Source organism: Paenibacillus sp. DMB20, from assembly GCF_000987955.1.
Classification (GTDB): domain Bacteria; phylum Bacillota; class Bacilli; order Paenibacillales; family Paenibacillaceae; genus Paenibacillus_AQ.
Genome location: NZ_LAZU01000034.1, coordinates 92203 through 106292, shown reverse-complemented (window position 1 = coordinate 106292; position 14090 = coordinate 92203). Strand labels below are relative to the sequence as shown.

Annotated in this window: 7 protein-coding genes and 2 pseudogenes; 1 reads left to right on the top strand and 8 read right to left on the bottom strand. The window is 56.3% G+C overall.

What is annotated here, in order from left to right; translation table 11 throughout:
- Together rnr and secG are read right to left on the bottom strand one after the other, a co-directional pair.
- A partial coding sequence (gene rnr, locus XI25_RS18735) for a ribonuclease R (protein WP_046679715.1) occupies positions 1 to 2198 on the bottom strand: 2198 nt, incomplete at its 3' end.
- A 230-nt stretch (positions 2199 to 2428) separates the two neighbouring features.
- Positions 2429 to 2659, bottom strand: a complete 231-nt coding sequence (gene secG, locus XI25_RS18730; RefSeq protein ID WP_046679714.1) for a preprotein translocase subunit SecG — start codon at positions 2657 to 2659, stop codon at positions 2429 to 2431.
- Between the two features lie 331 nt (positions 2660 to 2990).
- Here secG and XI25_RS32330 point away from each other — a divergent pair, with 331 nt between their 5' ends.
- Positions 2991 to 3167: a YjfB family protein gene (locus tag XI25_RS32330; RefSeq protein ID WP_082112431.1), complete on the top strand. Its 177-nt coding sequence runs from the start codon at positions 2991 to 2993 to the stop codon at positions 3165 to 3167.
- A gap of 133 nt (positions 3168 to 3300) precedes the next feature.
- Here the strand turns inward: XI25_RS32330 and XI25_RS18725 are convergent, their stop codons facing one another.
- The 6 genes and pseudogenes from XI25_RS18725 to XI25_RS18700 form a co-directional block, all read right to left on the bottom strand.
- Positions 3301 to 3750: a PaaI family thioesterase gene (locus tag XI25_RS18725; protein WP_046679713.1), complete on the bottom strand. Its 450-nt coding sequence runs from the start codon at positions 3748 to 3750 to the stop codon at positions 3301 to 3303.
- A 37-nt stretch (positions 3751 to 3787) separates the two neighbouring features.
- A complete protein-coding gene (locus XI25_RS18720) occupies positions 3788 to 5467 on the bottom strand; it encodes a long-chain-fatty-acid--CoA ligase (RefSeq protein ID WP_046679712.1) in 1680 nt (559 codons plus the stop codon).
- A gap of 198 nt (positions 5468 to 5665) precedes the next feature.
- Positions 5666 to 7456, bottom strand: a complete 1791-nt coding sequence (locus XI25_RS18715; protein WP_046679711.1) for an acyl-CoA dehydrogenase family protein — start codon at positions 7454 to 7456, stop codon at positions 5666 to 5668.
- A 202-nt stretch (positions 7457 to 7658) separates the two neighbouring features.
- Positions 7659 to 8844 (bottom strand): annotated as a pseudogene (locus XI25_RS18710) (acetyl-CoA C-acyltransferase).
- A 29-nt stretch (positions 8845 to 8873) separates the two neighbouring features.
- Positions 8874 to 11315, bottom strand: coding sequence for a 3-hydroxyacyl-CoA dehydrogenase/enoyl-CoA hydratase family protein (locus XI25_RS18705; RefSeq protein WP_046679710.1), 2442 nt, complete (start codon positions 11313 to 11315; stop codon positions 8874 to 8876).
- Positions 11312 to 13491, bottom strand: a pseudogene (locus tag XI25_RS18700) (heterodisulfide reductase-related iron-sulfur binding cluster). Before XI25_RS18700 ends, XI25_RS18705 begins: the two are co-directional and overlap by 4 nt.
- Positions 13492 to 14090 lie beyond the last annotated feature (599 nt).

Here is a 14090-nt window from a genome sequence, read left to right as displayed (position 1 = left end):
CGGCCGGCGAAGCCCCGGCCGCCGCCGTTGCCGCCCCCGCGCTTGACGCCTTCGCTGCGCGGCTTCATGTCCACCATCTCAAAATCGATGGTGTGCTCATCCATGTTCACGTTCGCCACGCGAACCTTCACTTCATCCCCGATGCGGAATACCTTCGAGGTCCGCTCGCCGATCAGAGCCATGTGCTGATCGTTGAAGTGGTAATAATCATCCGTCATCGCGCTCAGACGGATAAGCCCTTCCACCGTGTTTTCCAGCTCGATGAACATGCCGAAGCTCGTCACGCTGCTGATGATGCCTTCGAATTCCTCGCCGATCTTATCCAGCATGAACTCCGCCTTCTTCAGCGCTTCCGTATCGCGCTCGGCATCCACTGCTACGCGCTCCCGCTCGGAAGACTGCTGCGCGATGTCCGGCATGCGTTCCGCCAAATATTCCTGGCGATTCTCCGGCAGCATGTTGCCGTTCTCCAGCACTTCCCGGATCACCCGGTGAATCACAAGGTCGGGATAACGCCGGATCGGAGACGTGAAGTGGGAGTAATACTCCGCAGCCAGACCGAAATGGCCCGTGCTCTCCGCATCGTATTTCGCCTGCTTCATCGAACGAAGCATCATCGTGCTAAGCACGGTCTGCTCCTTGGTTCCCTGGATTTCATCCAGCAGGTTTTGCAGCGCCCTCGGATGAATGGAGTTCCCCCGTCCCTTGACGTGATAGCCGAAGTTGGCCGCAAAAGCCATGAAGTTTTGCAGCTTCTCCGGATCCGGATCCTCGTGAATCCGGTACAGGAACGGCACCTTCAGCCAGTGGAAATGCTCCGCCACCGTTTCGTTCGCAGCCAGCATGAATTCCTCGATGATCTGCTCGGCGATCGAGCGCTCTCTTTTGACGATATCGATCGGCTTCCCGTTCTCGTCCACGATCACCTTGGATTCCACAAAATCAAAATCCACCGCGCCACGACGCATCCGGCGGTTCCGGAGCTTCAGCGCAATTTCGCGCATGAGACGGAAATCGTCCACCAGATCGCTGTAGCGCTCGATCAGTTCCGGATCCTCATCGATCAGAATTTTACGCACGTTATTGTACGTCATCCGCTCTTTCGTTTTGATCACGCTCGTGAAGACATCATGCTTCACGACCTTCATCTGGTCGTTGAATTCCATCTCGCAGGAAAGCGTCAAACGGTCCACCTGCGGATTCAAGCTGCAAATCCCGTTAGACAAACGGTGCGGCAGCATCGGAATGACACGGTCCACCAAGTAAACGCTGCAGCCCCGGCTATACGCTTCACGGTCAAGGGCAGAGCCCTCGCGCACGTAATACCCGACGTCGGCAATATGCACGCCCAGCTTGTAGTTGCCGTTCGGCAGACGCTCCACGTTGACCGCATCGTCCAGGTCCTTGGCGTCCTCGCCGTCAATCGTGACGATGTTCAGCCCGCGCAGATCGCGGCGCCCTTGCTTCACGATCTCTTCCTCCGTGATGGAGTCCGGCGCCTGTTCGGCTTCGGCCATCACTTCGTCAGGGAAGCCCTCGGGCAGCTGATGCTTCCGGATAATGGACAGGATATCCACGCCCGGGTCGTCCTTGTGGCCCAAAATCTCCACAACCTCGCCCTCAGCGGCCGCCCGTCCCTCCGGATAACTCACCAGCTTCACGACGACCTTTTCGCCGTCAACGGCCCCGTTCATCGCTTGCTTCGGAATAAAAATATCCCGGTTGATCCGCTTGTCATCCGGCAGCACGAAGCCATACACCTCGTGGTTCTGGAACACCCCCACCACTTGCGTGACCGAACGGGTTATCACCCGCACCACTTCACCCTCCAGCTTCCCGCCGGCCGGGCTTTTGGAACTGACGCGCACAAACACGATATCGCCGTTCATGGCGCTTTTCAGATCATTGGCGTGAATGTAAACATCGGGATGCTCCCGGTCGTCCGGGATCAAGAAAGCAAAGCCCTTCGGGTGGGCCTGTATCCGTCCGCGCAGCAAATCCATCCGTTCCGGCACGCCGTAGCGTTGGGTGCGGGTCAGGATGATTTTCCCGGACTGCTCCAAATCATTTAACAGCTTCAAAAATTCGCGAAAATCGCCCGCATCGCTGATCCCGAAATGCTGCTCCAGCTCCTGGTACGTCATCGGTTTATAGGCGGTTTCCCGCATAAAATCCAGTAATATTTCCTCTGTTATCATCTTATCACCTCGAGGGAACGTGCGTGTCTTGTGGCATTCTTCTATCCATTGTTTACCTTCATATACTCATACCCTAGTATACACGAATTTAATCCCGGGTATCCTTATCCCCTACCGCATGACTTCACGTGTCGCCCCGGAGCCGTATGTATTGCGGGGCGGAACGTTTGTGAAATCTAAAAAAACCTCCGCTCTTCCATAACTGAAAAAGCGAAGGTTTATCCCCGTAACTATTTTAAAACCGCAACGACAATCGCCAAAATAATGAATCCTGCCGCTACCCCTACGGTTACGCGCTGCAATACGAGATCCATGCCGCGGGCTTTCGTTTTGCCGAAAAGATGTTCCGCACCGCCGGAGATGGCACCGGAAAGACCTGCGCTCTTTCCTTTCTGAAGAAGAACGATTGCGATGAGCGCGATCGAGAAAATCACAAGCAGTACCTCAAAAAACATTACCACTACTTCCACCTCCTAAGCGTGTAAACATCCGATTTATAGATATAGAATTTATAATGATCAGCGAAGCTGATGGAAATCCTATATCGCAAGAAAACCCAACTCAATAAACGGGCCGATCCTTGAAAAGCCCTCATTGCAAGTAAATAGAAAAACAGCATTCTTATTGTAGCATACCGAATAACAGGTTGACAAGGCGATTGGAGCGATCTCCGAGGAATTTCCATCCATTTTTTTATAGGCTGGCATTCGGCTTATCCGATTCGGCAGGAAAGTTCTTTTTTCAATTAAGGAGAATCGGAGTTTTTCCGATAATAAAGTTGGGAGGTGTCGTATGGACATTGCAGCATTATCCATATCCATGAACCAAGCTTCTTTAGCTCAAGCCGCCAGTCTCAAAGTATTGGGCATGGCCAAGAACCAGGCTGAAATCCAGGGTCAGGCCCTGGTGCAAATGATGGAGAAGAGCATCGATCCGAACCTGGGAAACAAGCTGGACATCTCGGTATAAGCGAAAAACGGCCTCACCGTCCTTCTTAAAGGAGGATAGCGTTTCCGGGAAAAAGAAGAGCCTCCCGTTTCTCCGCCGGAATGTCGGAGAGAAGGGAGGCCGATTCTTTTTTTTGAGGCATCGCGTCAAAAACTCACTTCACCCGAAACGATCCCGTACTGATCGCGACAAGCTCTCCGTTCCCGTCCGTAATCCGGGATTCCGTGGTCACCGAACGCCGCGTCTCATGCACGATATGGGCCCGGACCGTCAGCTTCCCCTCCTTCGCCGGCATGACGAAGTGCACGTTCAAATTGCTCGTTACCGTGGATTCCCCCGGTCTTTTCAGCATGACCGCAATGCCCATCGCGTTGTCCATCAGGGAGGAGAGGACCCCGCCGTGCACGATCCCCATCATATTGAGATGATGCGGCTGCGCGTCCAGCGTCACGACGATTTCCTCTTCGCCGGCCGACTCCATTTGGCACCCCAGGTACCCCCAAAAGGTCGGCTCCGCCGCCTTGGTCATCGCCTGGATATAAGCCTCACGCTCCTCCTCGCTCTGCCCGGCCTTCAAGTTGGATTCGGTATTGGTATTTTGCATCAGGCCGTACCTCCTTTATGATTTAGTGGCTGCCGCATTAACCCGTAGGTCTGCCCTCGTCCTCTTCCTCCAACAGCTTGCGGCGCAGCACCTTGCCGATCATCGTCTTCGGCAGCGAATCCCGGAAAACGTACTCGCGCGGCACCTTATAGGCTGCCAGTTGGCTCCGGCAAAATTTCTCCAGATCCGCCGGGTCCGGCTTTGCTCCGTCCTTAAGCACGATGAACGCTTTGACGGTCTCGCCGCGGTAAGCATCTTTGGTGCCCACCACAACGGCTTCTTTTACGGAAGGATGCTCATACAGCACTTCCTCGATTTCCCGCGGATAAATATTGTAACCGCTTGCAATGATCATATCCTTCTTCCGGTCTATGATCGTAAAATAGCCTTCCTCATCCATCGTCGCCATATCCCCGGTAAACAGCCAGCCGTTTCGGAGCGTGTTGAAGGTATCCTCCGGCCGATTCCAGTAACCTTTCATCACCTGCGGCCCTTTCACGATCAGTTCTCCGGGTTCTCCGATCGGCATCTCTTCTCCCGTGTCCGGATGGACGACCTTTGCGTCCGTATCGGGAACAGGAACGCCGATCGTGCCGATTTTACGCCGTCCCCATAGCGGGTTGGCATGGGTTACCGGGGAGGTTTCCGTCAGGCCGTAGCCTTCGATCAGCCTTCCCTTGGTCAGCTCCTCAAACGTATCCTGCACCTCGACCGGCAGCGCCGCCGAGCCGCTGATGCACGCATTAATGGAGGAAAGATCGTACTCCCGGATCCTAGGATGATTAATCAGGGCGATATACATGGTCGGCGCGCCGGGAAAGAGGGTTGGCTTCTTTTTCCGGATCAGCTCCAAAATCATGGCAACCTCGAACTTCGGCACCAGCAGCAGCTCCCCGGCCCGGTATATCGCCTGATTCAGCAAGGCCGTCAAACCGAATACATGAAAGCAGGGCAGTGCCGCCAGGTAGCGTTCCTTGCCCTCTTCCACCTTGTAACACCAGTTTGAGCTTTGCAGCGTATTGGCAACCAGATTCATATGGGTGAGCATGACGCCTTTCGGCACGCCCGTGGTTCCCCCCGTATACTGCAGGAGCGCGAGGTCGTTCTCGGCGTCCACTTTCTCGCAGATCGGGTCGCCGGAGGCGTCCGCAAGGACCCTTTTGAACGAATGCACCCCTTCGCCATAATTAATGACAGGAAGGGGACCGGCCTTTTTGGCTTTGATCGGGTAAAGTTTGTTTTTCGGAAAAGGAAGATAATCCGGGATGGACGTGACGATCATGTGTTTCAGCTCCGTCTCGGCAATCACCCTCTCCACTCGGGCCGCAAACATATCCATCGTAATGATGACCTTTGCGCCCGAATCCTTCATCTGATGCAGAATCTCCCGCTCCATATACAGCGGGTTCGTCATCACCGCTACCGCGCCGGCAAGCAGCGTACCGTAATACGAAATGACCACCTGGGGGCAGTTGGGCAGCATGATCGCCACCCGGTCCCCCTTGGCCACCCCGAAGCTCTTCAGCACGTGGGCCATGCGGTAAGCGGACTCCAGCAAGCTTTTGTAGCTGATGCTTTTGCCCATAAAATAAAGCGCCGGCCGATCCGGGTATTTCTGTGCGGACGTTACGAGAAACAACGCCAAATTCTGCTTCGGATAATCAACAGCGGGGGCTACTTCAGCCGGGTAAAACGGCAGCCAAGGCTTTGCATGCATACAAAACCATCCCTTTCCTGCGGAATGCTGTAAAGCTTCCTTCACTCCTACTCCAAGTAGAAACGACACCGACATCCTTCTCTAAAATCGATCGCCTGTACGGCGAGAAGAGAAGAAAGCATAAGCCCGCCAAGGAGACTTCATGCTTTCTTCCGCTGCAAAAATTCCGTAAGCTTCAGCTTTCCTGTCCGGTTTTCTCTAAACGATGTACCGCTCGCTCTTGACCACGCGCTCGGCGATGCCGCGCTTCAAAGCGACCGTATCCGCCGGGTTAGAACGCGTCAACTTCTTCAGCACGGACAGCTGCATGCGCAGCATATCGCCCGTCTCCACGGAGGCCAGCGTCTCCTTCGCCAGGGCTTCGATCCGCTGCAATGCCTCGTACGCAAACACCCGGGTCATATCGATCATATTAGCGGCCTTTTCTTCCGATGTGCGCCGGATGTGCTTCTGCGTACGGAGCAGCGCGCTTTCGAGGGCATAAATGTCGATCATCATGTCGGCGAGGTTCGCAAGCGCCTCCTGCTCTTTTTCCAGCTTCGTGCCGAACTTCTGAACGGCCAAACCGCCGGCAAGAAGGAAAATTTTCTTGGCCATATCCAGGTAATGCGCCTCCTGCTCCAGCGTGCCTTCAAACGTCTGGCCCGGCATCAGCTGCAACAGCTCGCCTTGCAGGCTTTGGGCTTTTTGGAGAAGGGCGATTTGGCCTTTCATCGCTTTTTTGACGAGGGTGCCCGGGATGAGCAGGCGGTTGATCTCGTTCGTTCCTTCAAAAATGCGGTTGATCCGCGAGTCACGATAAATCCGCTCGATTTTGTACTCCTGGATATATCCGTATCCCCCGTGGATCTGAACCCCTTCGTCAGCGATGAAATCAAGCCCCTCGGACGCAAACACCTTGTTGATGGAACACTCGATCGCATACTCGGAAATCGCGGCCGCCGCTTGGGCTCCGGCATCCTCGCTGTTGTAGTCGATATCCTGCATCGCTTCGTCCAGCAGCCCGGCCGTACGGTACACCATGCTCTCCATCACGAACGCGGCAATGTTCATTTCGGCGAGCTTTTTGCGCATAAGCGGGAAGTTTGAGATCGGCGTATCGAATTGCTTTCTCGTATTAGCATATTTCGAGCTGAGCTCGATCGATTCCTTTGCCGCGCCAACCGTGCCCGCTGCCAATTTATACCGGCCGATATTCAAAATATTGAACGCGATCCGATGCCCCTTGCCGATCTCGCCGAGCAGGTTTTCCTTCGGCACCTTCACGTCCTCGAAGAAGAGCGGACGGGTGGACGAGCCCTTGATGCCCATCTTTTTCTCTTCCGGCCCGAGCGTGAAGCCTTCCATGCCTTTTTCCACGATAAACGCGGTGAAGTGCTCGCCGTCGATTTTGGCATATACGATAAAGATGTCCGCGAAGCCCGCGTTCGTGATATACAATTTCGATCCGTTCAAAATGTAAAACTCCCCGTCGTCCGACAGGCGGGCCGTCGTCTTGGCGCTCATCGCGTCCGAGCCGGAGGTCGGCTCCGTCAAGCAATAAGCGGCGATTTTGGCACCGGTTGCGAGGTCCGGCAGGTACTTCTCCTTCTGTTCCTTCGTTCCGAAGAAAACGATCGGCAGGGTGCCGATTCCGACGTGGGCCCCGAAGGACAAGGCAAAGGAGGAGCCTTTCGCCAGCGATTCGTTAATGATGGTTGAGCTGACCTTATCGAGTCCGATGCCGCCAAAAGCCTCCGGCACGTCCGCGCCGAGCAGTCCGAGCTCGCCCGCCTTGCGAAGCAGGTCCACCGTCAGCTCGTAATCCAGCTTCTCGATCTCCTCGTCTTTCGGAACGACCTCGCCGTCAATGAAATCGCGAACCGTCTCGCCGATCATGCGGTGCTCTTCGGTAAAATCCTCCGGCGTCAGGACACGGTCCAGCTCCGTGTTCTCAATCACGAATCCGCCGCCTGCCAGTTTCGGTTGCTTGGTTTGATTCTCGCTCATTTCCAATTCCCCTTTCGCCTGTTTGGATATATTCCTTAAAACTGAAATCTTGTAAGAAAAATCCGGGAAATCCGCGCCTGATCAGCCTCGTACGGACGATGCCCGGCAGATTTCAAAGGATGACACATCCCTGCCCGACTTGGTCGCGAATATGCAAAGATCATCTATCCATGTAACGCTTACGGCTTCCCCCGTTTCCGCCTTACGCGCTGTGCACCTCAAACACCCCGGCTGCTCCCATCGCCGCCGCCGATGCACATGCTCACGACGCCGTAGCCCCCGCCGCGCCGGGCCAGCTCCGAGAGCAGGCTGACCGTCAGCTTGGCACCGGTGCAGCCGAGCGGATGGCCAAGCGCAATCGCGCCGCCGTTCACGTTCACCTTGCTCTCGTCGATGCCGAGTGTGCGGATAATGTGCAGGCACTGGGAGGCGAACGCTTCATTAATCTCGAACGCGCCGACATCCTCCAGCTGGATGCCCGCCATCTTCAGCGCTTTCGGGATCGCCTCCACCGGTCCGACGCCCATGATCTCAGGCTCCACGCCCGCCAGGGCGAAGGAGCGGAAGGTGGCAAGCGGCTTAAGGCCCAGCGCTTCCGCCTTTTCGCGGCTCATGACCGCGACGGCGGCCGCGCCGTCGCTCGTCTGGGAAGCGTTGCCCGCCGTCACGGTGCCGCCCAGCGCGAAGGCCGGCTTCAGCCGCGCAAGTCCTTCGTTCGAAGTATCGGGGCGAACGCCCTCGTCAGTGTCGAACGTAAATTCCTTGCTGCGGATTTTTCCTTCCTCGTCCGAAGTCGTAAGCTTTACGCCGACCGGAACGATTTCGTCCCGGAATCTGCCCTCCCGGATGGCGGCCGCCGCTTTGCGGTGGCTGCCGACGGCAAACGCGTCCTGATCCTCGCGGCTCACGCCGAACCGCCGGGCGACGGCTTCCGCCGTATGCCCCATGCCCATGTACACCTCCGGCATATCCTGCACGATGCCCGGGTGCGGAGCCGGCTTGAAGCCGGTCATCGGCACGTGGCTCATGCTTTCCACGCCGCCGGCGATGATCACGTCCGCATGGCCGAGCATGATGCGCTCCGCGGCAAAGGCGATCGCCTGCAGCCCCGAGGAGCAGAAGCGGTTGACCGTCAGCGCCGGAACCGTGACGGGATAGCCGGCATACAGCGAGATGATGCGCGCCACGTTAAGCCCCTGCTCGCCCTCCGGCATCGCGCAGCCGAGAATCACGTCCTCCACGTCTTCCTTTGTAAGGCCGGGAGCCCGTTCAATGACGGCCTCCAGTACCGCTTTTCCCAAATCCTCGACCCGCGTCTGGGCGAGGCTCCCTTTCTTTGCCCTGCCGACCGCGGTGCGCGCAAGGGATACGATGACTGCTTCTCTCATGCCATTCACCTCTTTAATCGTATTGGATTTTAGTTTCGAAGCGGCTTGCCCGTGGCAAGCATATGCTGCATGCGCTGCTGGGTTTTCACTTCCCCGAGCAGGCTGAGGAAAGCTTCCCGTTCCAGATCGAGCAGGTACTGCTCGGTAACCACGGTTCCGGCCGGCACATCGCCGCCGGTGAGGATATTCGCGAGTTTGTTCGCGATCAGGAAATCGTGATCGCTGATGTATCCGCTCTGCTTCAGCCCAAGCGCGCCCATCTGTAGAACGGCGCGCCCGTCTCGGCCGACAACGCGGGCACGGCCCGGCTGCAGCGGCACATAACCTGCACGGTCCATCGCCAGCACCGCCTGCTTCGCTTCATGAATCCGGTAGTCCTGATTCATGACGACGGCATCCGTGTGTCGGCCGTATCCCATGCGGATCGCATCGTGACCGCTCGTGGACGCCTTCGCCATCGCGATCGTTTCAAAGATTTTGTTGATTTCCGGCTGTAAATCCGTTTCCGGATTCGGATGGCTGTCGCTGATGCGCAAGGCCATTTCTTTACAGCCGCCCCCGGCCGGAATCAGGCCGACGCCCGTCTCCACCAGCCCGAAATACGTCTCTGCCGAGAAAACTATCCTGTCCGCAGGCAGGCACGCCTCCACGCCGCCGCCGAGCGTCATCTGGTGCGGCGCCGCCACGACCGGCTTTTCCAGCCCTTTCAGCTTCATCATGCTGCCCTGGAATAGACGGATGATGTCATCCACCTCATCCCAATCCCCGCTCTGGGCTTCCATCAGCATGAGCATCAGATTTGCCCCGACGCAGAAATTCCGGCCCTCGTTGGCAATGACGAGCCCTCTGTAATTGGCCCGGACCTCCTCCACGCTCTGCTGGATCATGACGAGGATGTCCGCGCCGATGGCGTTGTTCGGCGAAGTGAATTCGAGGCAGGCTACGCCGTCCCCGATATCGATCAGATTGGCGCCGGTGTTTTGGCGAACGATCCGGTTTTGCGATTTCAGCGCCTGCAGCGATATGATTTCCGGCTTCTCCTCCACGCCTTTGTATTCGCCCTTGAAGTAATGGAACACCCGGCCTTCCTTGTGCTGATAGAACGTTTCGTTGCCGGCGGCGATCCAATCCTTCACCCAAGCCGGAACAGACAACCCTTCTGCCTCCATGCGCTGGACCGATTTCGTGAGGCCGATCAAATCCCAGGTTTCGAACGGCCCGAGCTCCCAGTTGAAGCCCCACTTCATCGCATTGTCGATATCCTCGATGGAATCGGCGATTTCGCCAAGCTTTTCCGCGGAATACACCAGCACCTGCTTCATCACGTTCCAGGCAAGCTCCGAGTACCGGTCCGGCGTTCCGAGAAACGTCTTGATTTTCTTCCTTGCGCCTTTGACGGCTTTGGCTGCTTCTATGGAAGCGGATCTAACCTTCGCACTCGGGTTATATTCCATGCTGGCGAGATTCAGGGATAGGATTTGGCTTCCTTTCTCACCCTTCACCTTTTTGTAAAAGCCCTGTCCGCCCTTCTCTCCGGTCCAGCCGCGGGATACCAGCTCATTCATGACCTCCGGTACCGAGAACGCGTCTTTTTCCGCTCCGTCAGGCACGTTATCGTACACATTCCGGGCGACATGCACGAACGTATCGATGCCGACCAGGTCGAGCGTACGGAAGGTGGCGCTTTTCGGACGCCCAAGCACCGGACCCGTTGCCGCATCCACTTCTTCCACCGTGTATCCGTTCTCGATCATTTCCTTCAAAGTGACTAAAAGCCCGTACGTCCCGATCCGATTGGAGATAAAGTTCGGCGTATCCTTCGCCAGCACCACGCCCTTGCCAAGCCGCTTCTCGCAAAATTCGGCCATGAACCGCGTGATCTCGGGATCCGTATCGAAACCCGGGATTATCTCCAACAGCTTCATATGGCGCGGCGGGTTGAAAAAATGCGTTCCGAGAAAATGGCGCCGGAACTCCTCGCTGCAATCCTCGGCCATTTCGTTGACCGAAATGCCGGAAGTATTGGTGCTGACGATCGATCCTTCTTTGCGCACCCCTTCAATGAGCGAGAGAATGCTCTTTTTGATTTCCAGCCGCTCCGTGACCACCTCGATGATCCAATCGGCGTCCTTCAAAAGATGCAGATGGTCCTCCGTATTGCCCGGCGTGATCCGTTTGGCAAAATCCGCGCTGTACAGCGGAGCCGTGCTGGATTTAGGCAGGGCGGCTACCGCTTTCGCGGCCAAGCGATTTCGAACCTTGGGGGATTCCAGGGTCAGGCCCGCTTGTTCCTCTTCGGGAGTCAAGGATTTCGGGACGATGTCCAGCAGCAGGCACGGAATGCCCGCATTCGCGAGATGGGCGGCGATGCCCGACCCCATGACGCCGGAGCCGATGACGGCTGCTTTGGTGATGGTTCGGGCTCCGGCACCGGAACCTGTGGCGGCTTCTTTGGTAATCATATAACTCATTGCATAACGACCTCCCGTTCATGGATTGGTGATGGACCGAATACGGATAATTCCAAAATTTCCGCGATATCCCTCGTCTTCACGCGGTCTTCCACTTCTTTTTCCTTCGTCCCGTCCTCCAGCATGGTGAGGCAATACGGACAGGCCGAGCTGATCATCGTCGGGGACACGGCCAGCGCCTGCTCGGTACGGGCGAGGTTGACGCGCTTGCCTTCATCCTCCTCCATCCACATCCGTCCGCCTCCGGCGCCGCAGCACATGCCGTTCTCGCGGCTGCGCTCCATTTCTGCCAGCTTGACGCCCGGTATGGCCCGCAGGACGTCCCGCGGCTGGTCATACACGTCGTTGTAGCGTCCCAAATAACACGAATCGTGGTACGTAATCGTCTCCGGCACTTCAAACGTCGGCTTCAAGCGGCCTTCCTTCACCAGCCGGTCCAGCAGCTCGGTATGGTGCAGTACCTCGGCTTCCAGTCCGAATTCCGGGTATTCGTTTTTGAGCGTGTTGAAGGTATGCGGACACGCGGTTACGATCTTCTGTACGTTATATTTCTGGAACGTCTCGATGTTCTCGCTGCACAGCTGCTGGAACAGAAACTCGTTGCCCATCCGGCGCGGCGTGTCGCCGGAGTCTTCTCCTCGTTGCCGAGAATGGCGAAGTTGACGCTTGCCTCATTCATGAGCCGTACGAAGGCGCGGGTGATCTTCCGGCTGCGGTTGTCGTAGGAGCCCATCGAGCCGACGAAGAACAGGTACTCGAAGCCGGGGTTCTCCTTCACCGTCGGAATGCTCAGGCCAAGGCTGCCGTCCGGATCGGCTTCCGCTACCCACTTGTTCCGGTCCGCCCGGCTGATCCCCCACGGATTGCCCTGACGCTCGATGTTCATCATCGCCCGCTGGCCTTCCTGCGGCACGCTGCCTTCCATCAGCACCAGATGGCGGCGCAGGTCGATGATTTTGTCCACGTGCTCGTTCCCGACCGGACATTGATCCTCGCAGTTGCGGCAAGTGGTACAGGCCCAAATCTCCTCCTCGGTCATGACGCCGCCGATCAGCTGCACGTCTTGGGGGCTTACCCCTTCGACCTGGTGCCACGCCCGTTTCTGCGCCGCCATGGTCGGCCCGATGTCGGTGATGCCCTCGCCTTTCCATTCGGCAAGGGAATCGGCCCCGCCTTCCATCCGGTGGATCCCCGGCGACGCGAACACCGCTGCAGGCATCCAGGCCGATTTGGAGGTAAGCGCAACCCCTTTTTCGGTCAAATGATCCCGCAGCTTCACGATCATGTGCATCGGGGACAGCAGCTTGCCGGTATTCGAGGCGGGACACACATTGGTGCAGCGTCCGCATTCCACGCAGGCGTAGAAGTCGAGCATCTGCTTTTGCGTGAAGGCTTCGATTTTGCCCACGCCGAATTCCTCGGCTTCCTCATTCTCCAAGTCCAGCTTGCTTAGGCGCCCAACGGGCTCCGTTCGGCGAAGCAGAATATTGATCGGAGCCGTTATCAGGTGGAAATGCTTCGACTGCGGCACATACACAAGGAACGAAAGCAGGATGAGCAAATGAATCCACCAGAACACATAGTAGGAAACCGTGACGGCAGTAGGCGGCATCCAGGCAAAAGCCGAAGCGATCGCCGATGAGATCGGCGCAAAGCCCGAGGCGGGCAGTCCTTCCCTCACCCGTTCAAAAGCCATCGTCAGCAGGACGGATGCCAAAAGTGAAGTGATGAAAAAGACGACGATGCTCGGCTTCCATCCCCGCTTCAGCCGCTTCAGCTTCTCGCCGTACCGCCGGTAGGCGGCATACCCGATCGAGAGAAGAACCAGCGTCACCGTAACTTCCTGCATGAGGACGAAGGCGTCATACCCCGGAATCGGGAGACGATGGCCGCTCAGCCCCTTCCAGATGATGTCGAGCGCGCCGAACTGCAAAATGATGAACCCGTAAAAAATAATGAAGTGCATGATTCCGCTCTTGCGGTCCTTGAACAGCTTGCTTTGTCCGAACACCTGAACGAAAAAGGCGCCCAGGCGTTCCTTCAACTCTTTTTTGAGATTGGCTGGCTGTCCCAGACGGATGTACAAATACCGGCGATACACGACGGCAGCGAACATGTAAACCGCCCAGCCCGTGATCCCGACAAAGAGCAGCGCGTTGATTATTTGCCAGATCATCCTCATCAGCCCCTTGTGTTAAAAATCCAGTCATTATGCGGCTCTTTTATAGATAGATATCGCAAGAAAAACAACAGTAAAAGGCGGTCTGTCTTATTAGAGAGTGCGTCGATAAACGTTTTTCTTACTTATGAAGAAGCTATGCTTAGTGTTTTTGAGAAGTGGTCGCGATGTGTTTTATGGTGCGTCGTGGTTTGTTGAAGCGTTTATGAAGCTTCTGTAGATGCTAGTGTGAGATGCTAGTGATGATATGCTTGTGAGATAAGCGAGATGCTGATTAAACGTTTAAAAAAAAATCCTGTAATACAACCGGATGGCCCGCCCGAAAGACTCCTCTTTTTTCGCCCCGCACTTATGACAAAAACGGGACAATATTATGAAGCGCTTTCACGCGAACGAGCCATTGACGGCTCCGTCGCTCTTTAAGAAGGCTTAGACACCAGCCGGATTCAGGCACTCCCTCCTCTCGATCCAAATCCACTATGGCGGGCCGCCAAGGCCTTGCCATGGACATTTTTGAGTAACCGTTAAACACGTCATTGACAATGGTTCTGGCGTATTTTATGATGGATGCAAGAAATGAATGAGTATTCATTCAG